This window comes from Streptomyces mangrovisoli, from assembly GCF_000974985.2.
GTDB classification, from domain to species: domain Bacteria; phylum Actinomycetota; class Actinomycetes; order Streptomycetales; family Streptomycetaceae; genus Streptomyces; species Streptomyces mangrovisoli.
This window is the reverse complement of the sequence record NZ_LAVA02000035.1, coordinates 63,598-86,375: the sequence shown is the minus strand read 5'-3', so window position 1 is coordinate 86,375 and position 22,778 is coordinate 63,598. Positions and strand designations below refer to the sequence as shown.

Annotated in this window: 19 protein-coding genes; 3 read left to right on the top strand and 16 right to left on the bottom strand. The window is 69.9% G+C overall.

Annotation, left to right across the window (positions count from 1 at the left end; all coding sequences use genetic code 11):
* Positions 1 to 25 precede the first annotated feature (25 nt).
* Positions 26 to 2,056, bottom strand: a complete 2,031-nt coding sequence (recQ, locus tag WN71_RS16735) for a DNA helicase RecQ (RefSeq protein WP_046585929.1) — start codon at positions 2,054 to 2,056, stop codon at positions 26 to 28.
* A gap of 198 nt (positions 2,057 to 2,254) precedes the next feature.
* Between recQ and WN71_RS16730 the strand changes: the two genes are divergently transcribed.
* Complete coding sequence (locus WN71_RS16730; RefSeq protein WP_046585930.1) at positions 2,255 to 2,854, top strand: Uma2 family endonuclease; 600 nt, start codon at positions 2,255 to 2,257, stop codon at positions 2,852 to 2,854.
* 68 nt (positions 2,855 to 2,922) lie between these two features.
* Here WN71_RS16730 and nuoN read toward each other — a convergent pair whose 3' ends face one another.
* The 14 genes from nuoN to WN71_RS16660 are packed head-to-tail and all read right to left on the bottom strand — an operon-like array spanning position 2,923 to position 18,937.
* The gene (nuoN, locus tag WN71_RS16725) at positions 2,923 to 4,578 is read right to left on the bottom strand and encodes an NADH-quinone oxidoreductase subunit NuoN (RefSeq protein WP_046585933.1); all 1,656 of its coding nucleotides are present in this window, start codon (positions 4,576 to 4,578) and stop codon (positions 2,923 to 2,925) included.
* Entirely contained in the window at positions 4,575 to 6,146 is a 1,572-nt protein-coding gene (locus WN71_RS16720) for an NADH-quinone oxidoreductase subunit M (RefSeq protein ID WP_046585934.1), read from the bottom strand. Before WN71_RS16720 ends, nuoN begins: the two co-directional genes overlap by 4 nt.
* A gap of 5 nt (positions 6,147 to 6,151) precedes the next feature.
* Positions 6,152 to 8,095, bottom strand: a complete 1,944-nt coding sequence (nuoL, locus tag WN71_RS16715; RefSeq protein ID WP_046585935.1) for an NADH-quinone oxidoreductase subunit L — start codon at positions 8,093 to 8,095, stop codon at positions 6,152 to 6,154.
* A gap of 14 nt (positions 8,096 to 8,109) precedes the next feature.
* Entirely contained in the window at positions 8,110 to 8,409 is a 300-nt protein-coding gene (nuoK, locus tag WN71_RS16710) for an NADH-quinone oxidoreductase subunit NuoK (RefSeq protein ID WP_046585936.1), read from the bottom strand.
* Positions 8,406 to 9,248: an NADH-quinone oxidoreductase subunit J gene (locus WN71_RS16705; protein WP_046585938.1), complete on the bottom strand. Its 843-nt coding sequence runs from the start codon at positions 9,246 to 9,248 to the stop codon at positions 8,406 to 8,408. The genes nuoK and WN71_RS16705 overlap by 4 nt, the downstream gene beginning before the upstream one ends.
* A complete protein-coding gene (gene nuoI, locus WN71_RS16700; RefSeq protein ID WP_046585939.1) occupies positions 9,245 to 9,856 on the bottom strand; it encodes an NADH-quinone oxidoreductase subunit NuoI in 612 nt (203 codons plus the stop codon). The genes WN71_RS16705 and nuoI overlap by 4 nt, the downstream gene beginning before the upstream one ends.
* Complete coding sequence (gene nuoH, locus WN71_RS16695) at positions 9,849 to 11,210, bottom strand: NADH-quinone oxidoreductase subunit NuoH (RefSeq protein WP_046585941.1); 1,362 nt, start codon at positions 11,208 to 11,210, stop codon at positions 9,849 to 9,851. Before nuoH ends, nuoI begins: the two co-directional genes overlap by 8 nt.
* Complete coding sequence (locus tag WN71_RS16690) at positions 11,207 to 13,714, bottom strand: NADH-quinone oxidoreductase subunit G (RefSeq protein WP_046585943.1); 2,508 nt, start codon at positions 13,712 to 13,714, stop codon at positions 11,207 to 11,209. The genes nuoH and WN71_RS16690 overlap by 4 nt, the downstream gene beginning before the upstream one ends.
* Positions 13,711 to 15,060, bottom strand: a complete 1,350-nt coding sequence (gene nuoF / locus WN71_RS16685; RefSeq protein WP_046585945.1) for an NADH-quinone oxidoreductase subunit NuoF — start codon at positions 15,058 to 15,060, stop codon at positions 13,711 to 13,713. Before nuoF ends, WN71_RS16690 begins: the two co-directional genes overlap by 4 nt.
* The gene (gene nuoE, locus WN71_RS16680) at positions 15,060 to 15,926 is read right to left on the bottom strand and encodes an NADH-quinone oxidoreductase subunit NuoE (RefSeq protein ID WP_046585947.1); all 867 of its coding nucleotides are present in this window, start codon (positions 15,924 to 15,926) and stop codon (positions 15,060 to 15,062) included. Before nuoE ends, nuoF begins: the two co-directional genes overlap by 1 nt.
* Positions 15,923 to 17,245, bottom strand: coding sequence for an NADH-quinone oxidoreductase subunit D (locus tag WN71_RS16675; RefSeq protein ID WP_046585950.1), 1,323 nt, complete (start codon positions 17,243 to 17,245; stop codon positions 15,923 to 15,925). The genes nuoE and WN71_RS16675 overlap by 4 nt, the downstream gene beginning before the upstream one ends.
* Positions 17,242 to 18,012 carry an NADH-quinone oxidoreductase subunit C gene (locus tag WN71_RS16670; RefSeq protein WP_046585951.1) on the bottom strand — a complete coding sequence of 257 codons (771 nt, stop codon included), beginning with the start codon at positions 18,010 to 18,012 and terminating at the stop codon, positions 17,242 to 17,244. Before WN71_RS16670 ends, WN71_RS16675 begins: the two co-directional genes overlap by 4 nt.
* Positions 18,009 to 18,563 carry a NuoB/complex I 20 kDa subunit family protein gene (locus tag WN71_RS16665; RefSeq protein WP_046585953.1) on the bottom strand — a complete coding sequence of 185 codons (555 nt, stop codon included), beginning with the start codon at positions 18,561 to 18,563 and terminating at the stop codon, positions 18,009 to 18,011. The genes WN71_RS16670 and WN71_RS16665 overlap by 4 nt, the downstream gene beginning before the upstream one ends.
* A gap of 14 nt (positions 18,564 to 18,577) precedes the next feature.
* Entirely contained in the window at positions 18,578 to 18,937 is a 360-nt protein-coding gene (locus tag WN71_RS16660) for an NADH-quinone oxidoreductase subunit A (protein WP_003992243.1), read from the bottom strand.
* Positions 18,938 to 19,680: 743 nt separating this feature from the next.
* Here WN71_RS16660 and WN71_RS16655 point away from each other — a divergent pair.
* Both WN71_RS16655 and def read left to right on the top strand, forming a co-directional pair.
* Positions 19,681 to 20,472, top strand: a complete 792-nt coding sequence (locus WN71_RS16655; protein WP_079177907.1) for a C40 family peptidase — start codon at positions 19,681 to 19,683, stop codon at positions 20,470 to 20,472.
* Between the two features lie 272 nt (positions 20,473 to 20,744).
* Positions 20,745 to 21,398 carry a peptide deformylase gene (def, locus tag WN71_RS16650; protein ID WP_046585958.1) on the top strand — a complete coding sequence of 218 codons (654 nt, stop codon included), beginning with the start codon at positions 20,745 to 20,747 and terminating at the stop codon, positions 21,396 to 21,398.
* Between the two features lie 77 nt (positions 21,399 to 21,475).
* Here def and WN71_RS16645 read toward each other — a convergent pair whose 3' ends face one another.
* On the bottom strand, positions 21,476 to 22,768 hold the full coding sequence (locus WN71_RS16645; RefSeq protein ID WP_046585960.1) for a geranylgeranyl reductase family protein: 1,293 nt from the start codon (positions 22,766 to 22,768) through the stop codon (positions 21,476 to 21,478).
* Positions 22,769 to 22,778 lie beyond the last annotated feature (10 nt).

The following is a 22,778-nucleotide window of genomic DNA, read 5'->3' as shown; positions in this document are numbered from 1 at the left end:
TGCAACCAGTCGTTACATCCAGCCGCTACATCCAGTCCTCCGGCTCCGGCTCGGGTTCGTCGTCCGGCCAGTCGTGCGGGTTGTCCTGACCGCCCGGACCGTCCGCCGCCCGGGCCGGTCCACCGCCACCCGGTGCCGCCCCCTCCCCCAGGGCCGCGAGCGCCGCGATCACACCCTCCCCGTAGGTCGCGAGCTTCTTCTCGCCGACGCCGCTGATGCCGCCCAGGTCGGCCACGGACGTCGGGCGGACCGTCACGATCTCGCGGAGTGTCGCGTCGTGGAAGATGACGTACGCCGGGACGCCCTGTTCGCGGGCCTGCTCGGCGCGCCAGGCGCGCAGCGCCTCGAAGGCGGGCTGCAGGTCCGCGGGCAGCTCGGCGGCCGTCGTCCTCGCCTTGCGTTCGCCGCGCCCGGAGGAGGACCCGCGGGCGGCGGCCGGCTTCTTCGGCTCCTTGCGCAGCGGCACCTCCCGCTCGCGCCGCAGCACCGAGCCGCTCTCCTCGGTCAGCACCAGCGTGCCGTACTCGCCCTCGACCGCGAGCAGCCCCTGGGCCAGCAGCTGCCGGACGACGCCCCGCCACTCGCCCTCGGACACGTCCTCCCCGATGCCGAACACGGACAGCTGGTCGTGGTCGAACTGGATCACCTTGGCGGTGCGCTTGCCCGTGAGGATGTCGATGATCTGGACCGCGCCGAACTTCTGCCCGCGCTCACGCTGGAGCCGGACCACCGTCGAGAGGACCTTCTGCGCGGCGACCGTGCCGTCCCAGGTCTCCGGCGGGGTCAGGCAGGTGTCGCAGTTGCCGCAGCCCGCCGGGGCGGGTTCCTGGCCGAAGTAGGCGAGCAGCTGGCCGCGGCGGCAGCGGGCCGTCTCGCACAGGGCCAGCATCGAGTCCAGGTGGGCGGCGGCGCGGCGGCGGAACGCCTCGTCGCCCTCGCCGGTCTGGATCAGCTTGCGCTGCTGCACCACGTCGTTGAGGCCGTACGCCATCCACGCCGTGGAGGGCAGCCCGTCACGGCCGGCGCGGCCGGTCTCCTGGTAGTAGCCCTCGACGGACTTGGGCAGGTCGAGGTGGGCGACGAAGCGGACGTCCGGCTTGTCGATGCCCATGCCGAAGGCGATGGTCGCCACCACGACGAGGCCGTCCTCGCGCAGGAACCGGGACTGGTGCGCGGCACGGGTCCCCGCGTCCAGGCCCGCGTGGTACGGCACCGCCTCGACGCCGTTCTTGCAGAGGAACTCGGCGGTCCTCTCCACCGAGTTGCGCGAGAGGCAGTAGACGATGCCCGCGTCCCCGGCGTGCTCCTCGCGCAGGAACGACAGCAGCTGCTTCTTGGGGTCGGCCTTGGGGATGATCCGGTACTGGATGTTGGGCCGGTCGAAGCTCGCCTCGAAGTGGCGGGCGGCCGGCATGTGCAGCCGCTCGGTGATCTCCCGGTGGGTCGCGCGGGTGGCGGTGGCGGTGAGCGCGATCCGGGGGACGTCGGGCCAGCGCTCGCCGAGCACCGCCAGGGAGAGGTAGTCGGGGCGGAAGTCGTGGCCCCACTGGGAGACGCAGTGCGCCTCGTCGATGGCGAAGACGGAGATCTTGCCGCGTGAGAGGAGCTCGCGGGTGGTCTCCAGGCGCAGCCGCTCCGGTGCCAGGTAGAGCAGGTCCAGCTCGCCCGCGAGGAACTCCGCCTCCACCGTGCGGCGCTCGTCGAAATCCTGCGTGGAGTTGACGAACCCGGCGCGCACGCCGAGCGCGCGCAGCGCGTCGACCTGGTCCTGCATGAGGGCGATCAGCGGGGAGACCACGACGCCGGTGCCGGGTCTGACCAGGGCCGGGATCTGGTAGCAGAGCGACTTGCCGCCGCCGGTGGGCATGAGCACGACCGCGTCGCCGCCCGCGACGACGTGCTCGATGATCGCTCCCTGCTCGCCGCGGAAGCTGTCGTACCCGAAGACCCGGTGCAGCGTGGCGAGCGCCTCGCTCTCCGTCGCTCCGTGCGCCCCGGCGGCTCCCGGCACCTCCGACACCCCTGTCATCTCCTCGATACCGCCTGTCGCGCCCATCACCGTGCCCCCGTACGTCGTCCCTCGACCACTGCCTCCACCATAGGGGCCCGCACCGACAGCCTCGGAGTTATCCACAGGTCCGCTCCGGATACCTGGGTCAACACACGACACCCGTTCACACGTGCGATGGAGACCCGCCCGTTTCCCGCCGATACGCTGAAAGCACCGGCGAGACTCCGTCCCATGGGAGCACTGATGAGCGTCGCACCGAAGGCGTCCGCGTCCAGCTGGCCGATCCCGCCCGAGGGCGGCTGGACCGCCGACGACCTCGACCGGCTTCCGGATCTTCCCCCTCACACGGAACTGATCGACGGGAGTCTTGTCTTCGTGAGTCCGCAGACTCTTTTCCACTCACGTGCTGTGAGCTTCTTCGAATGGCAGCTCCAGTCGCTGGCGCCCGAGGAATTCGAGGTCGTCCGGGAATTCACCATCGACATCGACCGGCAGAACCGGCCCGAGCCGGACGTGATCGTCGTACGGGCGGACGTGGTGGACGATCCGGAGCAGACGCGTTACCCGGCCACCGCGGTCACCCTGGCCATCGAGGTCGTCTCGGTGGAGTCCGTCTCGCGCGACCGTGAGACCAAGCACGTCAAGTACGCGCGCGCGGGCATCGCGCACTACTGGCGGGTGGAGAACGAGAAGGGACGGGCCGTGGTCCACGCCTTCGAACTGGAACCGGCCACCGGCGCCTACGTGAGTGTGGGCATCTTCCGTGAGCGGATGAAGGTGGGCGCGCCCTTCCCCGTGGATCTCGACCTGACGGGCATCAAGTCACGCCGCGGCCGCGACTGACCCCCGACGCGCGGCGGCCCGGCACCCTCCGAGGGTGCCGGGCCGCCGTCCTGCCGACGCGGATCGCGTCAGCGCACGAAGACTCCCGCCTGGCTCGCCAGGTTCAGGAAGTACTGCGGTGCCACACCGAGGACCAGCGTGACCACGACGCCCATGGCGATCGCCGTCGTCGTCAGCGGGGACGGCACGGCGACCGTCGGGCCCTCGGGCCGGGGCTCGCTGAAGAACATGAGCACGATCACGCGGATGTAGAAGAACGCGGCGATCGCCGAGGAGATCACACCGATCACCACCAGCGGGACCGCGCCGCCCTCGGCCGCCGCCTTGAACACGGCGAACTTCCCCGCGAAACCGGAGGTCAGCGGGATGCCGGCGAAGGCCAGCAGGAACACCGCGAACACCGCCGCCACCAGCGGCGAGCGGCGTCCGAGCCCCGCCCACTTCGACAGGTGCGTCGCCTCGCCGCCCGCGTCGCGCACCAGCGTGACGACGGCGAAGGCGCCGAGCGTCACGAAGGAGTACGCGGCCAGGTAGAACAGGACCGACGAGACGCCGTCCTTCGACGTGGCGATGACACCCGCGAGGATGAAGCCCGCGTGCGCGATCGACGAGTACGCCAGCAGGCGCTTGATGTCGGTCTGGGTGATCGCGACGATCGCGCCGCCCAGCATGGTGATGATCGCCACGCCCCACATCACCGGCCGCCAGTCCCAGCGCAGGCCCGGCAGGACGACGTACAGCAGGCGCAGCAGGGCGCCGAACGCCGCGACCTTCGTGGCGGCCGCCATGAAGCCGGTCACGGGCGTCGGGGCGCCCTGGTAGACGTCCGGCGTCCACATGTGGAACGGGACGGCGCCGACCTTGAACAGCAGGCCCATGACGAGCATCGCGGTGCCGATGAGCAGCAGCGCGTCGTTGCCCATCGTGTCGGCGAGGGCCGGGTCGACGCTGGTGACCGTGCCGTCGACGACCTGCGAGATCGTCGCGTACGACACCGAGCCCGCGTAGCCGTACAGCAGCGCGATGCCGAACAGGGTGAACGCGGAGGCGAAGGCTCCCAGCAGGAAGTACTTGACCGCGGCCTCCTGCGACATGAGCCGCTTGCGGCGGGCCAGGGCGCACAGCAGGTACAGCGGCAGGGAGAAGACCTCCAGGGCCACGAACAGCGTCAGCAGGTCGTTGGCCGAGGGGAAGATCAGCATGCCCGCGACGGCGAACAGCAGCAGCGGGAAGACCTCGGTGGTGGTGAACCCGGCCTTGACGGCGGCCTGTTCGCTCTCGCTGCCGGGCACGGCGGCGGCCTGGGCGGCGAAGGAGTCGACCCGGTTGCCGTGGGCCTCGGGGTCGAGGCGGCGCTCGCCGAAGGTGAACAGGGCGATCAGGCCGACCAGGAGAATGGTTCCCTGGAGGAACAGCGACGGGCCGTCGACCGCGATGGCGCCCATCGCCGCGATGTGCGCCTTGGTGGTGCCGTAGCCGTCCGCCGCGAGCGCGACGACCGCGGCGAAGGCGGCGGCGAGCGCGACGGCGGACAGCAGCATCTGGGCGTAGTACCGCGACCTGCGCGGGACGAACGCCTCGATCAGTACCCCGACGAGCGCCGCTCCCACGACGATCAGGCTCGGGGAGAGCTGGCCGTACTCGATCTTCGGCGCGTCGATCTTGGCGATCGGCGCCGCGGTTGCCGCGGTTGTCCACAGGCTGTGGACGGCTGCTGCGCTCACTTGACCGCCTCCACGTCGGGCTTCGGGTCGGACTTGTGTACGTCGGAGAGGGTCTGCTTGACCGCCGGGTTGACGATGTCCGCGATCGGCTTCGGATAGACGCCGAGGAAGATCAGCAGGACGATCAGCGGGGCCACGACCGCCACCTCACGCACCCTCAGGTCGGGCATCGCGGAGACCTCGGGCTTCACCGGGCCGGTCATCGTGCGCTGGTAGAGCACCAGCGTGTAGAGCGCGGCGAGGACGATGCCGAAGGTGGCGATGATGCCGATCACCGGGTGGCTGGTGAACGTGCCGACCAGGACCAGGAATTCGCTCACGAAGGGCGCGAGGCCCGGCAGCGACAGCGTCGCGAGGCCGCCGATCAGGAAGGTGCCGGCGAGCACCGGGGCGACCTTCTGCACACCACCGTAGTCGGAGATGAGCCGCGAGCCGCGCCGGGAGATCAGGAAGCCGGCCACCAGCATCAGCGCGGCCGTGGAGATGCCGTGGTTGACCATGTAGAGCGTCGCCCCGGACTGACCCTGGCTGGTCATCGCGAAGATGCCCATGATGATGAAGCCGAAGTGCGAGATCGACGCGTACGCCACCAGGCGCTTGATGTCGCGCTGGCCGACCGCGAGCAACGCCCCGTAGACGATGCTGACGAGGGCCAGCACCAGGATCACCGGGGTCGCCCACTTGCTGGCCTCCGGGAACAGCTGGAGGCAGTAGCGCAGCATCGCGAACGTGCCGACCTTGTCGACGACGGCCGTGATGAGCACGGCGACCGGGGCGGTGGACTCCCCCATCGCGTTGGGCAGCCAGGTGTGCAGCGGCCACAGCGGCGCCTTCACCGCGAAGGCGAAGAAGAAGCCGAGGAACAGCCAGCGTTCGGTGCTGGTGGCCATGTGCAGCGAGCCGTTGGCACGGGCGGCCACGATGTCCTGGAGGGAGAAGCTCCCGGCGACGACGTAGAGGCCGATCACCGCGGCCAGCATGATCAGACCGCCGACCAGGTTGTAGAGCAGGAACTTCACCGCCGCGTACGACCGCTGGGTCGACGCCGCCTCCTCGCCCTGCTGGTGGGCCCGGTCCCCGAAGCCGCCGATGAGGAAGTACATCGGGATGAGCATGGCTTCGAAGAAGATGTAGAAGAGGAAGACGTCGGTGGCCTCGAAGGAGATGATCACCATCGCCTCGACGGCCAGGATCAGCGCGAAGAAGCCCTGGGTCGGCCGCCAGCGGCGGCTCCCGGTCTCCAGCGGGTCGGCGTCGTGCCAGCCCGCGAGGACGATGAACGGGATCAGCAGGGCGGTCAGCGCGACGAGCGCGACGCCGATGCCGTCCACGCCCAGCTCGTAGCGGACCCCGAAGTCACTGATCCAGGCGTGGGATTCGGTGAGCTGGTAGCGCGCGCCGCCCGGGTCGAAACGGACCAGGACGACGATCGCCAGGGCCAGCGTGGCGAGCGAGACCAGCAGCGCCAGCCACTTGGCGGCGGTGCGCCGCGCGGCGGGGACGGCGGCCGTGGCGACCGCTCCCACCGCCGGGAGCACCGCCGTCGCTGTCAGCAGAGGAAAGGACATCGGTATCAGACCGCCCTCATCAGCAGGGTCGCGGCGACGAGGAGCGCCGCACCGCCGAACATCGAGACCGCGTAGGAGCGCGCGTATCCGTTCTGGAGCCGGCGCAGCCGCCCGGACAGGCCGCCGACCGAGGCCGCCGTGCCGTTGACGACACCGTCGACCAGGGTGTGGTCGACGTAGACCAGGGAGCGCGTGAGGTGCTCGCCGCCGCGGACCAGGACCACGTGGTTGAAGTCGTCCTGGAGCAGGTCGCGCCGGGCGGCGCGGGTGACGAGCGAGCCGCGCGGGGCGACGGCCGGCACCGGACGGCGTCCGTACTGCGCGTAGGCGGCGCCGACACCGATCAGCATCAGCACGAAGGTCGCCGAGGTGATCGTCCAGGTGGAGAGCGGGGAGTCGCCCTCCTGGTGGCCGGTGACGGGCTCCAGCCAGTGCAGGAAGCTGCTGCCCCAGGTGAACAGGGCGCCCGCGAAGACCGATCCGAAGGCCAGCACGATCATCGGGATCGTCATGGTCTTCGGCGACTCGTGCGGGTGCGGCTCGGCGTGCGCCGCGTGCTCGGCCGGCGCCGCGTGCCCGTCGACGGACTCGCCCGCGGTGGCGCGGTGCTTCCAGCGCTCCTCGCCGAAGAACGTCATCAGCATCACGCGCGTCATGTAGTACGCCGTGACGGCCGCGCCGATCAGGGTGACCGCGCCGAGGATCCAGCCCTCGGTGCCGCCCTTGGCGAACGCCGACTCGATGATCTTGTCCTTGGAGAAGAAGCCGGACAGGCCCGGGAAGCCGATGATGGCGAGGTAGCCGAGGCCGAACGTCCAGTAGGTGATGGGCATGTACTTGCGCAGGCCGCCGAACTTCCGCATGTCGACCTCGTCGTTCATGCCGTGCATGACCGAACCGGCGCCGAGGAAGAGACCGGCCTTGAAGAAGCCGTGCGTCACCAGGTGCATGATCGCGTAGACGTAGCCGATCGGGCCGAGGCCCGCGGCCAGCACCATGTAGCCGATCTGCGACATCGTCGAGCCGGCCAGCGCCTTCTTGATGTCGTCCTTCGCGCAACCGACGATCGCACCGAAGAGCAGCGTGACCGCGCCGACCACGGTGACGACCAGCTGCGCGTCGGGCGCCGCGTTGAAGATCGCGCCGGAGCGGACCACCAGGTAGACGCCCGCGGTCACCATCGTCGCGGCGTGGATGAGGGCCGAGACCGGGGTCGGGCCCTCCATCGCGTCCCCGAGCCAGGACTGGAGCGGCACCTGGGCGGACTTGCCGCAGGCCGCCAGCAGCAGCATCAGGGCGATGGCGGTCAGCTTGCCCTGGGAGGCGTCCGTGACGTGCCCGAACACCGGGCCGAAGGCGAACGTGCCGAACGTCGTGAACATCAGCATGATCGCGATGGACAGGCCCATGTCGCCGACGCGGTTGACCAGGAACGCCTTCTTGGCCGCGGTCGCCGCGCTCGGCTTGTGCTGCCAGAAGCCGATCAGCAGGTACGACGCCAGGCCGACGCCCTCCCAGCCGACGTACAGCAGCAGGTAGTTGTCGGCGAGGACGAGCAGCAGCATCGCCGCGAGGAACAGGTTCAGATAGCCGAAGAAGCGCCGGCGGCGCTCGTCGTGCTCCATGTACCCGACCGAGTACAGGTGGATCAGCGAGCCGACGCCGGTGATCAGCAGCACGAACGTCATCGACAGCTGGTCCAGGCGGAACGTGACGTCCGCCTGGAAGCTCTCCACCGGCACCCAGGTGAACAGGTGCTGGATCAGCGTGCGGTCGTCGCCGCTGCGGCCGAGCAGACCGGCGAAGAGGACCACGGCGATCACGAAGGAGGCGGCCGCGAGCAGGGTGCCGATCCAGTGGCCGACGGCGTCGAGCCGCCGGCCGCCGACCAGCAGGACGGCCGCTCCGAGCAGGGGCGCCGCGATCAGCAGCGCAATCAGGTTCTCCACGATTCAGCGACCCCTCAGAGCTTCATCAGGCTGGCGTCGTCGACCGAGGCCGAGTGGCGGGAACGGAACAGCGACACGATGATCGCGAGCCCGACGACGACCTCCGCGGCGGCGACGACCATCGTGAAGAAGGCGATGACCTGCCCGTCGAGATTGCCGTGCATCCGGGAGAAGGTCACGAACGCGAGGTTGCAGGCGTTGAGCATCAGCTCGATGCACATGAACACGACGATCGCGTTCCGCCGGATCAGCACGCCGGTGGCGCCGATCGTGAACAGCAGGGCGGCGAGATACAGGTAGTTGACCGGGTTCACTTCGACGCCTCCTCGGTCCGCTTGAAGGGGGCGCTGTCGATCTCGGTCCGCTCCAGGCGCTCCTCGGCCCGCTGCTCCAGGGCCCGCAGGTCGCTCAGCGCCTCCGCCGACACGTCACGGACCTGACCCCGGTCGCGCAGCGTCTTGCTGACGGTGAGCTCGGAGGGGGTGCCGTCGGGCAGCAGGCCCGCGACGTCGACCGCGTTGTGCCGCGCGTACACGCCCGGCGCCGGCAGCGGGGGTACGTGCTTGCCCGCGCGGACCCGCTCCTCGGACAGCTCACGCTGGGTCTTCGCCCGCTCGGTGCGCTCGCGGTGGGTGAGCACCATCGCGCCGACGGCCGCCGTGATGAGCAGCGCGCCGGTGATCTCGAAGGCGAAGACGTACTTGGTGAAGATGAGGGCGGCGAGGCCCTCCACATTGCCGTTGGCGTTCGCCTGGCCGATGCCCTCGAAGTCCTTCAGGGAGGCGTTGGCGATGCCCGCGAGGAGCAGGACGCCGAAGCCGACCCCGCACAGCAGGGCCAGCCAGCGCTGTCCCTTGATGGTCTCCTTCAGGGAGTCCGCCGCGGTCACGCCGACGAGCATCACCACGAAGAGGAACAGCATCATGATCGCGCCGGTGTAGACGACGATCTGCACGATGCCCAGGAAGTAGGCGCCGTTGGCGAGGTAGAACACCGCCAGGACGATCATGGTGCCGGCCAGGCTCAGCGCGCTGTGCACGGCCCGCTTCATGAAGACCGTGCTCAGGGCGCCGAGGACCGCGACGGTGCCGAGGACCCAGAACTGGAACGCCTCACCGGTGGAGGTGGAGTAGGCGGCGAGCTGCGCGCTCATGCGTCCGCCCCCTCTTCCTCGGGCCGCTCGCCCTTGGAGACGGCGACCTGGCGCACCGTGCCGGGCGCGGCCTCCGTCACCAGGCCCCGGTAGTAGTCCTGTTCGTCCATCCCGGGGAAGATCGCGTGCGGGGTGTCGACCATCTGCTCGTCGAGCCCCGCGAGCAGCTGCTCCTTGGTGTAGATCAGGTTGGCGCGGCTGCTGTCGGCGAGCTCGAACTCGTTGGTCATCGTCAGCGCGCGCGTGGGACACGCCTCGATGCACAGGCCGCACAGGATGCAGCGGGCGTAGTTGATCTGGTAGACGCGGCCGTACCGCTCGCCCGGGGAGTAGCGCTCCTCGGGGGTGTTGTCGGCGCCCTCCACGTAGATGGCGTCGGCGGGGCAGGCCCAGGCGCACAGTTCGCAGCCGACGCACTTCTCCAGGCCGTCCGGATGGCGGTTGAGCTGGTGCCGTCCGTGGAACCGCGGGGCCGTGGTCTTCTTCTGCTCCGGGTACTGCTCGGTCAGCCGCTTCTTGAACATGGCCTTGAAGGTCACGCCGAACCCGGCGACGGGGTTCATGAAGCCGGGCTTCAGCTGCTCGGTCTCCTTGGGCTCCTCAGCCATCGGACGCCTCCTTTCCATCCGAAGATCCGTCACTGACAGTGTCCGGTCCACCACTGACAATCAGTTCGCGGTCGCGGCGCGGACGGCGTCGCGGCACCGGCGCGGACTCCTGTCCGGGCAGCGGCGGCACGGGGAATCCGCCGGCCATCGGGTCGAAGCCCGGCTGCGGCGCGGGCTCCGCTTCCGTCCTCGCCTTCTCGCGGAAGATGTCGGCGACGAAGGACAGCAGCAGCAGCGCGAGGACGCCGCCGCCGATGTAGAGGGCGATGTCGGCGAAGTCGTAGTTCTCGTTCCTGAGGGCCCGCACGGTGGCGACGAGCATCAGCCAGACCACCGAGACCGGGATGAGGACCTTCCAGCCGAGCTTCATCAGCTGGTCGTAGCGGACCCGCGGGAGCGTGCCGCGCAGCCAGATGAAGAAGAACAGCAGCAGCTGCACCTTGATGACGAACCACAGCATCGGCCACCAGCCGTGGTTGGCGCCCTCCCAGAAGGAGCTGATCGGCCAGGGGGCGCGCCAGCCGCCGAGGAAGAGCGTGGTCGACACGGCCGAGACCGTCACCATGTTGACGTACTCGGCGAGCATGAACATCGCGAACTTGATCGACGAGTACTCGGTGTTGAAGCCGCCGACCAGGTCGCCCTCGGACTCCGGCATGTCGAAGGGGGCGCGGTTGGTCTCGCCGACCATCGTGACGATGTAGATGATGAACGACACCGGCAGCAGCAGGATGTACCAGCGGTCGTGCTGCTGCTCGACGATCGTCGACGTCGACATCGAGCCGGAGTAGAGGAACACGGAGGCGAACGCGGCGCCCATGGCGATCTCGTAGGAGATCATCTGTGCGCAGGAGCGCAGGCCGCCGAGGAGCGGGTAGGTCGAGCCGGAGCTCCATCCCGCGAGCACGATGCCGTAGATGCCGACCGAGGCGACCGCGAGGATGTAGAGCATCGCGATCGGCAGGTCGGTCAGCTGCATCGTGGTGCGCGTGCCGAAGATGGAGACCTCGTTGTCGGCGGGGCCGAAGGGGATCACCGCGATCGCCATGAACGCCGGGATGGCGGCGACGATCGGCGCGAGGACGTAGACCACCTTGTCCGCGCGCTTGACGATGAGGTCTTCCTTGAGCATCAGCTTCACGCCGTCGGCGAGTGACTGGAGCATGCCCCAGGGGCCGTGCCGGTTGGGGCCGATGCGCAGCTGCATCCAGGCGACGACCTTGCGCTCCCACACGATGGAGAACAGCACGGTCACCATCAGGAAGGCGAAGCAGAACACCGCCTTGACGACGACGAGCCACCACGGGTCGCGGCCGAACATCGAGAGGTCTTCAACGGCGAGGTACGGCCTCATGCCTCCACCTCCTTGAGGGCTTCCTCGGCGGCGGCCGTCGCCGGGCCGATGCGGACGAGGGAACCGGGCAGCGCGCCGGTGTCGGAGGCGACGCCGCGGCCGGCCGAGTTCAGCGGCAGCCACACCACCCGGTCGGGCATCTCGGTGATCGCCAGCGGGAGTTCGACGGACCCGACCGGGCCCGAGACGGCGAGGACGTCGCCGTCCTTGACGCCCGCCTCGGCGGCGGTCGCGGCCGACACGCGCACGCGCGCGGCGTGCCGGGTGCCGGCGAGCGCCTCGTCGCCCTCCTGGAGCGAGCCGAGGTCGAGCAGCAGCCGGTGCCCGGCGAGCACGGCCTCCCCGGCGGCGGGTCGCGGCAGCACGCCGGAGCCCTCCATCGGGTCGGACGCCCGGGGGCCGTCCCAGGGGCCGAGCCGGTCGAACTCCGCGCGCGCGGTGCGCAGATCCGGCAGGCCGAGGTGGACGTCCATCGCGTCGGCCAGCATCTGGAGCACGCGCGCGTCGGACGGGGCGAGGCGGCGCGTCATCTGGTCGGGCTTGAGGGCGGCCTCGAAGAAGCGCACCCTGCCCTCCCAGTTGAGGAACGTGCCGGCCTTCTCCGGTACGGCGGCCACCGGCAGGACGACGTCGGCGCGCTCGGTGACCTCGCTGGGCCGCAGTTCGAGCGAGACCACGAAGCCGGCCTCGGCGATGGCTTCACGCGCGCGTGCCGGGTCGGGCAGGTCGGCGACGTCGACGCCCGCCACCAGCAGCGCCTGGAGCTCGCCGGAGAGGGCGGCCTCGACGATCTGGCCGGTGTCGCGGCCGTAGCGGTGCGGGAGTTCGGCGACGCCCCAGGCGGCCGCCACCTCCTCCCGCGCGCGCGGGTCGGTCGCGGGCCGGCCGCCCGGCAGCAGCGAGGGCAGCGCACCGGTCTCGATCGCGCCGCGCTCACCGGCCCGGCGCGGGATCCACACCAGAGCGGCACCGGTCGCGGCGGAGGCCCGTACGGCGGCGGTCAGGCCGCCCGCGACCGCGGCGATCCGCTCGCCGACGACGATCACCGCGCCCTCGGCGCGCAGCGCCTCGGCGGCCTGGGAGCCCGCTTCCTCCAGGCCGACGCCGCCGGACAGCGCGTCCAGCCACTCGGTCTCGGTGCCCGGGGCGGCGGGGAGCAGGGTGCCACCCGCCTTCTCCAGGCCACGGGTGGCGTGCGTGGCGAGCGAGAACACCCGCTGCCCGTGCTTCCGCCAGGCCTTGCGCAGCCGCAGGAAGACGCCGGGAGCCTCCTCCTCGGACTCGAAGCCGACGAGCAGCACCGCGGGCGCGTTCTCCAGCGCGCCGTAGGTGACGCCGCTGCCGTCGAGGTCCCGGCCGCGGCCGGCGATCCGGGCGGCCAGGAAGTCGGCCTCCTCGCTGCTGTGCACGCGCGCGCGGAAGTCGATGTCGTTGGTGTCGAGGGCCACGCGCGCGAACTTGCTGTAGGCGTAGGCGTCCTCGACGGTGAGCCGGCCGCCGGTCAGCACACCGGTGCGGCCCCGCGAGGCCAGCAGCCCCTGCGCGGCGATCTCCAGCGCCTCCGGCCAGGAGGCCGGCACCAGCTCGCCCTCGGGGTTGCGGACCAGCGGGGTCTGGAGGCGGTCGCGCTGCTGGGCGTAGCGGAACGCGAACCGCCCCTTGTCGCAGATCCACTCCTCGTTGACCTCGGGGTCGTTGGCCGCGAGCTTGCGCATGACCTTGCCGCGCCGGTGGTCGGTGCGGGTGGCGCAGCCGCCGGAGCAGTGCTCGCACACCGACGGCGAGGAGACGAGGTCGAAGGGGCGGGAGCGGAAGCGGTACGCCGCCGACGTGAGCGCGCCCACCGGGCAGATCTGGATGGTGTTGCCGGAGAAGTACGACTCGAAGGGGTCGCCCTCGCCGGTGCCGACCTGCTGGAGCGCGCCCCGCTCGATCAGCTCGATCATCGGGTCGCCGGCGACCTGGTTGGAGAAGCGGGTGCAGCGGGCGCACAGCACGCACCGCTCGCGGTCGAGCAGCACCTGCGTGGAGATCGGCACGGGCTTCTCGTAGGTCCGCTTGCGGCCCTCGAAGCGGGACTCGGCGTTGCCGTGCGACATGGCCTGGTTCTGCAGCGGGCACTCGCCGCCCTTGTCGCAGACCGGGCAGTCCAGCGGGTGGTTGATCAGGAGCAGCTCCATCACACCGTGCTGGGCCTTCTCCGCGGCGGCCGAGGTGAGATGGGTCTTGACCACCATGCCGTCCGTGCACGTGATGGTGCAGGACGCCATCGGCTTGCGCTGTCCCTCGACCTCGACGATGCACTGGCGGCAGGCGCCCGCCGGGTCGAGGAGGGGGTGGTCGCAGAACCGCGGGATCTCGATGCCGAGCTGCTCGGCGGCCCGGATGACCAGGGTGCCCTTGGGCACGCTGATCTCGGCGCCGTCGATCGTCAGCGAGACGAGATCCTCCGGCGGGACCGCCGCCTCACCGCCCCCGGCGGGAGCGTTGGTCGTCACGGTCATGCGTTCACCTCCGCGGGCTTGTCCGCCCAAACCGTGGACTTGGCGGGGTCGAAGGGGCAGCCCCGGCCGTTGATGTGCTGCTCGTACTCCTCACGGAAGTACTTCAGCGAGGAGAAGATCGGTGAGGCGGCGCCGTCGCCGAGGGCGCAGAACGACTTGCCGTTGATGTTGTCGGCGATGTCGTTCAGCTTGTCGAGGTCGGACAGGGTGCCCTTGCCGGCCTCGATGTCGCGCAGCAACTGGACCAGCCAGTAGGTGCCTTCGCGGCACGGCGTGCACTTGCCGCAGGACTCGTGGGCGTAGAACTCGGTCCAGCGGGTGACGGCGCGGACCACGCAGGTCGTCTCGTCGAAGCACTGGAGGGCCTTGGTGCCGAGCATGGATCCGGCGGCGCCGACGCCCTCGTAGTCGAGGGGCACGTCGAGGTGTTCCTCGGTGAACATCGGGGTCGAGGAGCCGCCGGGCGTCCAGAACTTCAGCCGGTGGCCCGGCCGCATCCCGCCGCTCATGTCGAGGAGCTGGCGCAGCGTGATGCCGAGCGGGGCCTCGTACTGGCCGGGGCTCGCGACATGGCCGCTGAGCGAGTAGAGCGTGAAGCCCGGGGACTTCTCGCTGCCCATCGACCGGAACCACTCCTTGCCCCGTTGCAGGATCGCGGGAACCGAGGCGATGGACTCGACGTTGTTCACGACAGTGGGGCACGCGTAGAGGCCCGCGACCGCAGGGAAGGGGGGACGCAGCCGCGGCTGGCCACGACGGCCTTCGAGCGAGTCGAGCAGCGCGGTCTCCTCACCGCAGATGTACGCGCCGGCGCCGGCGTGCACGGTGAGCTGGAGGTCGAGTCCGCTGCCGAGGATGTTCTCGCCGAGGAAGCCGGCGTCGTACGCCTCGCGTACGGCCTCGTGCAACCGCCGCAGGACGGGGACGACTTCGCCCCGCAGGTAGATGAAGGCATGTGACGACCTGATCGCGTAGCACGCGATGACGATGCCCTCGATGAGGCTGTGCGGATTGGCGAACAGGAGCGGGATGTCCTTGCAGGTCCCGGGCTCCGATTCGTCGGCGTTGACAACTAGATAGTGCGGTTTTCCGTCTCCCTGGGGAATGAACTGCCACTTCATCCCCGTCGGGAAGCCCGCGCCGCCGCGGCCGCGCAGACCGGATTCCTTGACGTACGCGATCACTTCGTCGGGGGACATGGCGAGCGCCTTGCGGAGCCCCTCGTACCCCTCGTGCCTCCGGTAGACGTCGAGCGTCCAGGATGCGTCCTCGTCCCAGAAGGCCGACAGCACGGGTGCGAGCAGCTTCTCCGGGCTGGTGTCCTTCACCTCGGGTGCCAACGTCATCACTCCCCCTCCTCGGCGGCGGGCCCGGCCGGGTGGGCCGGGTCGGAGGCCGATGTGTCCTGCGGCGCGTCGTGCGAGCTCAGGTGCTCGCTCGGTGACGGCTCGTGCACCGCGCGTTCCTGCGGGTCGTGCGGTCCGCCGTCGCGCGGGTGGACCACGCGCGCTGGTGCGGCCTCTCCCTTGGCCAGGCGGAGGCCCACCAGCGAGGCCGCTCCCGCGCTGCCGCTCTCCTCGACGGCCCCTGGCCGCTCGTCGGGGAAGCCGGCCAGGATGCGGGCGGTGTCCTTGAAGGTGCACAGGCGCGCCCCGCGGGTGGGGGCGACGGGCCGGCCGGCCCGCAGGTCGTCGACGAGGCGGGTGGCGCTGCCCGGGGTCTGGTTGTCGAAGAACTCCCAGTTGACCATCACGACCGGCGCGAAGTCGCAGGCCGCGTTGCACTCGATGTGCTCCAGGGTGACCTTGCCGTCGTCGGTGGTCTCGCCGTTGCCGACGCCGAGGTGCTCCTGGAGCGTCTCGAAGATGGCGTCGCCGCCCATCACCGCGCACAGCGTGTTGGTGCAGACGCCGACCTGGTAGTCGCCGGAGGGCCTGCGCCGGTACATGCTGTAGAAGGTGGCGACCGCGGTGACCTCGGCCGTGGTCAGCCCGAGCACGTCGGCGCAGAACCGCATGCCGGTGCGGGTGACGTGGCCCTCCTCCGCCTGCACGAGGTGCAGCAGCGGCAGCAGGGCGGACCGGGAGTCCGGGTAGCGGGCGATGATCTCGCGCGCGTCCCCCTCGAGCCGGGCCCGTACATCGTCCGGGTAGTCGGGCGCGGGCAGCTGGGGCATGCCCAGCCCGACGCCCTCGGAGGGAGTGGTGGTCACCGGTCGACGCCTCCCATCACGGGGTCGATGGACGCGACGGCGACGATGACGTCGGCCACCTGACCGCCCTCGCACATCGCCGCCATGGCTTGCAGATTGGTGAACGAGGGGTCCCGGAAGTGGACCCGGAACGGGCGGGTGCCGCCGTCGGAGACGGCATGCACCCCGAGTTCGCCCTTGGGCGACTCGACCGCCGCGTACGCCTGTCCCGGCGGGACGCGGAAGCCTTCGGTGACCAGCTTGAAGTGGTGGATCAGGGCCTCCATGGAGGTGCCCATGATCTTCTTGATGTGGTCGAGGGAGTTGCCGAGTCCGTCGGGCCCGAGAGCCAGCTGGGCGGGCCAGGCGATCTTCTTGTCGGCGACCATGACCGGGCCCGGCTGGAGCCGGTCCAGGCACTGCTCGACGATCCGGAGCGACTGGCGCATCTCCTCCAGGCGGACGAGGAAGCGGCCGTAGGAGTCGCAGGTGTCGGCGGTCGGGACGTCGAAGTCGTAGGTCTCGTAGTCGCAGTACGGCTTCGCCTTGCGCAGGTCGTGCGGCAGACCGGTGGAGCGCAGGATCGGGCCGGTGGCGCCTAGGGCCATGCAGCCGGCCAGGTCGAGATAGCCGACGTCCTGCATACGGGCCTTGAAGATGGGGTTCCCGGTGGCGAGCTTGTCGTACTCCGGGAGGTTCTTCTTCATCTTCTTCACGAACTCGCGGATCTGGTCCACCGCGCCGGGCGGCAGGTCCTGGGCGAGTCCGCCGGGCCGGATGTACGCGTGGTTCATGCGCAGGCCGGTGACCAGCTCGTAGATGTCGAGAATCATTTCACGATCACGGAATCCGTAGATCATGATCGTGGTCGCGCCGAGTTCCATGCCGCCGGTGGCGATGCACACCAGGTGCGACGACATCCGGTTCAGCTCCATCAGGAGCACTCGGATGATCTTGGCGCGCTCGGTGATCTGGTCCTCGATACCGAGGAGCTTCTCGACGGCGAGACAGTAGGCGGTCTCGTTGAAGAAGGACGTCAGGTAGTCCATGCGCGTCACGAACGTGGTGCCCTGCGTCCACGTGCGGAACTCGAGGTTCTTCTCGATACCGGTGTGGAGGTAGCCGATGCCGCAGCGGGCCTCGGTGACGGTCTCGCCGTCGATCTCCAGGATCAGGCGGAGCACGCCGTGGGTGGACGGGTGCTGGGGGCCCATGTTGACGACGATGCGCTCGTCGTCGGCGCGGGCCGCGGTCTGGACGACCTCGTCCCAGTCGCCGCCGGTGACCGTGTAGACGGTCCCTTCCGTGGTCTCGCGAGGAGAGGCGTGGGAAGTGCTCACGAGTACGACCTCCGCTGGTCCGGAGCCGGGATCTGGGCGCCCTTGTACTCGACGGGGATGCCGCCGAGGGGGTAGTCCTTGCGCTGCGGGTGGCCCTGCCAGTCGTCCGGCATCATGATCCGGGTCAGGGCCGGGTGACCGTCGAAGACGATCCCGAAGAAGTCGTAGGTCTCGCGCTCGTGCCAGTCGTTCGTCGGATAGACGGAGACCAGCGACGGGATGTGCGGGTCGCCGTCGGGGGCGCTGACCTCCAGCCGGACCAGCCGGTTGTGGGTGATCGAGCGCAGGTGGTAGACGGCGTGCAGTTCGCGGCCCTTGTCCTGCGGGTAGTGCACGCCGCTGACGCCGGTGCACAGCTCGAAGCGCAGGGCCGGGTCGTCGCGCAGGGTGCGGGCGACGCGGACCAGGTGCTCGCGCTCGACGTGGAAGGTGAGCTCGTCGCGGTCGACGACCGTCTTCTCGATGGCGTTGTCGGGAAGCAGTCCCTGCTCCTCCAGCGCGCCCTCGAGTTCGTCGGCGATCTCGTCGAACTCGCCGTATCCGGATCCGCCGCGCGGGCCCCCGTAGGGGCGGGCCGCCGGGCCCGGGAGGCGGACCGAGCGGACCAGGCCGCCGTAGCCCGAGGTGTCGCCGCCCTTGTCGGCGCCGAACATGCCGCGCTGGACGCGGATCTCCTCACCGCCCTGGCCGCGCTGGCCGGGGAGGTTGGAGGAGGCCAGGTCCTTCTCGGGGTTGACGCCGTTCGCGCCGTTGTTCGCGTCGGTCACCGCAGCAGCCCCTTCATCTCGATCGTGGGCAGGGCCTTGAGCGCCGCTTCCTCCGCCTCGCGGGCCGCCTCTGCGGCGTTCACGCCGAGCTTGGTGCCCTGGATCTTCTGATGGAGCTTGAGAATCGCGTCCATCAGCATCTCGGGGCGCGGCGGGCAGCCGGGCAGATAGATGTCGACCGGAACGATGTGGTCGACGCCCTGGACGATCGCGTAGTTGTTGAACATGCCGCCCGAGGACGCGCACACGCCCATGGAGATGACCCACTTGGGGTTGGGCATCTGGTCGTAGACCTGCCGGAGCACCGGCGCCATCTTCTGGCTCACGCGCCCGGCGACGATCATCAGGTCGGCCTGGCGCGGCGAGCCGCGGAAGACCTCCATGCCGAAGCGCGCCAGGTCGTAACGGCCGGCGCCGGTGGTCATCATCTCGATGGCACAGCAGGCGAGGCCGAAGGTGGCCGGGAAGACGGACGCCTTGCGCACCCAGCCCGCGGCCTGTTCGACGGTGGTCAGCAGGAAGCCGCTCGGCAGTTTTTCTTCGAGTCCCATGTCTTAAAGGCCCCTCAGTCCCATTCCAGGCCGCCGCGCCGCCATACGTACGCGTACGCGACGAAGACGGTGAGCACGAAGAGCAGCATCTCCACGAGCCCGAAGATCCCCAGGGCGTCGAAGGTGACGGCCCAGGGGTAGAGGAAGACGATCTCGATGTCGAAGACGATGAAGAGCATCGCCGTCAGGTAGTACTTGATGGGAAAGCGCCCGCCGCCGGCCGGCGTGGGGGTCGGCTCGATGCCGCACTCGTATGCCTCGAGCTTGGCGCGGTTGTACCGCTTCGGACCGATCAGCGTGGCCATGACCACGGAGAAGATCGCAAAGCCTGCCCCGAGGGCTCCCAGTACGAGGATGGGCGCATACGCGTTCACCGCTCCTCGCTCCTCTCAGTCGGCACTGACTGGTGGCGGTTCGGCCGGGCCCGCTCCCCTCCCCCCAGCCCCGCGAACCCCGCCTGTCCCGGCGAAGATCGAGAACATGTGAAGCAGGTCACAAGCCCAACCGCCTCGCATCTTATGCCTGCCGCTCTGTGATCTGCGACACGGGGTATTACACAAGCTTTGTGATCTCCACCACCTGACGAACGATCATGAAGTCATATCAGCAGTGATCTTCACACGCGAAGCGTCAGAGTGATCACAAGAAGTGACATTTCCGCTCGTCACCGCAGGTTGGAGGGGGCGTCTCACTATCAAGAGACTTCCCGTGCATGCAAATTGGCGCTGGACCCGCACGGTTGATAGAGGACCGCGTTCACACGTCAGAGTGAGGAGAGAGGGCGATGTGGACACGTGCACGCGTTCACGAAGTCCGGCGAACGGCCGCCGCGCGCGAGACGCCTTCACATAGGTGACCGTTCCGTGACCTCCGCCACATCCATGAGAGACGGATAAGAACCGGGCTTGGCCAACCGTCCCCACCGATGGTAAGTCGCGGGCAATTCGGGCGTATCGATGAAAGCCCATGATCACAGGCATGATCACCTGCGTCCGCAATGTCCGTTACGGCGTCAATAAGGAGCGACACGCGCGGGATTCGCGGGGCCCGTTGAACAACTGTGGCGCACCACACGTTTCTTGTAGGTATGGAGACGCCCCTGGTACCGCTTGTACCCATGTCCCACACCGCTCACATACGAAGCCACCGGAAGCCCCGCCGCAGCGGCTCGAAAATCGCCGTGCGGGCCGGAGTTGCCGGTGGCGTCCTCGGCACCCTGGCAGTCGCCGGCGCCTCGGCTTCCGCGAACGCCGCGGAGCCGGTGACGCAGACGCTCGAACTGCCCACCCTGACGGCCGACGTGGCCTCTCAGGTGGCCCAGTCCGCGGATGCCACGCAGCAGGCCGCCGCGAACTACCAGCTGCAGGCCGAGCGCGACGCTGCCGCCGCAAAGGCCGCGAAGCAGGCCAAGGCGGACCTCGCGGACGCGAAGGCGGAGAAGAAGAAGGCCGACGAGGCCGCGCGGAAGGCCGCCGCGGAGCGCGCCTCCCGCAGCGCCGAGCGTACGGTCCTGACGTCCACGGCGAGCACCTCCACGAGCTCGTCCACGGCGACCGGTTCGGCCGCGGCGATCGTGTCCTTCGTGAAGGCGCAGATCGGCAAGTCCTACGTCCTCGGCGCCTCCGGCCCCAGCGCGTACGACTGCTCGGGCCTGGTGCAGGCGGCCTTCAAGCAGGTCGGCATCAGCCTGCCGCGGGTCTCCCAGGACCAGTCGACGGCCGGCACCCAGGTCTCGCTGAGCAACCTTCAGCCGGGCGACATCCTCTACTGGGGCAGCGCGGGCAGCGCCTACCACGTCGCGGTGTACGTGGGCGACGGCATGTTCGTCGGCGCGCAGAACCCCTCGACGGGCATCGTGGAGAAGCCGCTCTCCTACGACCCGCCGACCGGCGCGGTGCGCGTGCTCTGAGCACCCTCCACACCCGCTGAAGGGCCGCAGCCGCTCGGGGGCAGCGGCCCTTCGCGTTTCCCTGTCGTGCCCGCCTTCCCTGGCGCGCCCGCTCTCCCCGGCGCACCCGCTCTCCCCGGCGTGCTCATGTTTCCCTGGCGCGCCCGCGTTTCCCTGGCATGCTCGGGCCGGGCCGTACGAGACCGTCGGCCCGGCCCTGTCACGAGACGGGCCACGAGACGGGCCGTGCGCCGCGACCGGCCACGCGCCCCAAGGCACAGGGAGACAACGTCATGCCGAGCGTGTTCCTTCAGGGTCGCCCCGTCGACTCCTGCCCCCGACCGGTGCCCGAGGCCCGGCGCGGTGCGCTGCGCCGCATCACCGAGGTCGGCGAAGAGGTGCTGCACAAGCCGTGCCGGGACGTGACCGAGTTCGGCCCCGACCTCGCGGCGCTCGTCGACGACCTGTTCCGCACGATGTACGTCGCCGAGGGAGCCGGCCTCGCGGCGAACCAAGTCGGGGTCGATCTGCGGTTGTTCGTGTACGACTGCCCCGATGACTCCGGTGTCCGACATGTCGGACACATCGTCAACCCGGTGCTGGACCCGCTGCCCGCGCGGGGCCGCCGGCTGCTCGACGAGGGCGAGGGCTGCCTGTCGGTGCCGGGCGCGGTCATGGACGTACCGCGTCCGGACCGCGCGGTGGTGCGCGGGCAGGACAGGGACGGCGCCCCGCTCGTGATCGAGGGCACCGGGTACTTCGCGCGCTGCCTCGCCCACGAGACCGACCACGTGAACGGGCACGTGTATCTGGACCGCCTCTCCAGGCGCGACCGCAAGGAGGCGCTGCGGCAGATGGCGTCGCGCCGGGAGGAGGTCTTCGCCCGGCGGGCGACGACGGCGGACACCCTGGACGCTCTGGACGCCCAGGACACCCTGGACGCCTAGGAGGCCCAGGGCCGCCCTGGGGCTGTTCCGGCGCCGTTCCGGAGCAGCCCCGGGTCCCGGCTCCCCGGGGGCGGCCGTCAGGCCTTCGGGGCGACCTTGCTCAGGCCGTTGATGATGCGGTCCATCGCGTCGCCGCCCGTGGGGTCGGTGAGGTTGGCGAGGAGCTTCAGGGTGAACTTCATCAGCATCGGGTGGGTCAGACCGCGCTGGGCGGCGATCTTCATGACCTTCGGGTTGCCGATGAGCTTCACGAAGCCGCGGCCCAGCGTGTAGTAGCCGCCGTAGGTGTCCTTGAGGACGCGCGGGTAGCCCTGGAGGGCGAGTTCGCGGCCGCCCGGGGTCGGGCGGGCGTGGGCCTGGACGATGACGTCGGCGGCGAGCTGGCCGGACTCCATGGCGTAGGCGATGCCCTCGCCGTTGAACGGGTTCACCAGGCCGCCCGCGTCGCCGACGAGCAGCAGGCCCTTGGTGTAGTGCGGCTGGCGGTTGAAGGCCATCGGCAGGGCGGCGCCGCGGATCGGGCCGGTCATGTTGTCCGGGGTGTAGCCCCAGTCCTCCGGCATGGACGCGCACCACGCCTTGAGGATCTCGCGCCAGTCCAGCTCCTTGAAGGAGGCGGAGGTGTTGAGGACGCCGAGGCCGACGTTGGAGGTGCCGTCGCCCATGCCGAAGATCCAGCCGTAGCCGGGCAGCAGGCGGTCCTGGGCGCCCCGGCGGTCCCACAGCTCCAGCCAGGACTCCAGGTAGTCGTCCTCGTGGCGCGGGGAGTTGAAGTACGTGCGGACGGCCACGCCCATCGGGCGGTCCTCGCGCCGGTGCAGGCCCATCGCGAGGGAGAGCCGCGTGGAGTTGCCGTCGGCGGCGACGACGAGCGGCGCGCGGAAGGTGACCTCGCGCTTCTCCTCGCCGAGCTTGGCGGTCACGCCGGTGATGCGCCCGGTCCGCTCGTCGACGATCGGGCCGCTGACGTTGCAGCGCTCGAAGAGGCGCGCGCCCGCCTTCTGGGCCTGGCGGGCCAGCTGCTCGTCGAAGTCGTCCCGCTTGCGGACGAGGCCGTAGTCCGGGAAGGACGCGAGATCGGGCCAGTCCAGCTCCAGCCGGACGCCGCCGCCGATGATGCGCAGGCCCTTGTTGCGCAGCCAGCCCGCCTCTTCCGAGATGTCGATGCCCATCGCCACGAGCTGCTTGACCGCGCGCGGGGTGAGACCGTCGCCGCAGACCTTCTCGCGCGGGAACTCGGTCTTCTCCAGCAGGAGTACGTCGAGTCCGGCGCGGGCGAGGTGGTACGCGGTGGTGGAGCCGGCCGGCCCCGCGCCGACGACGATCACATCGGCGGTGTTCTCGGAGAGGGGCTCAGTCACGACGGTCACGGCGGGATCT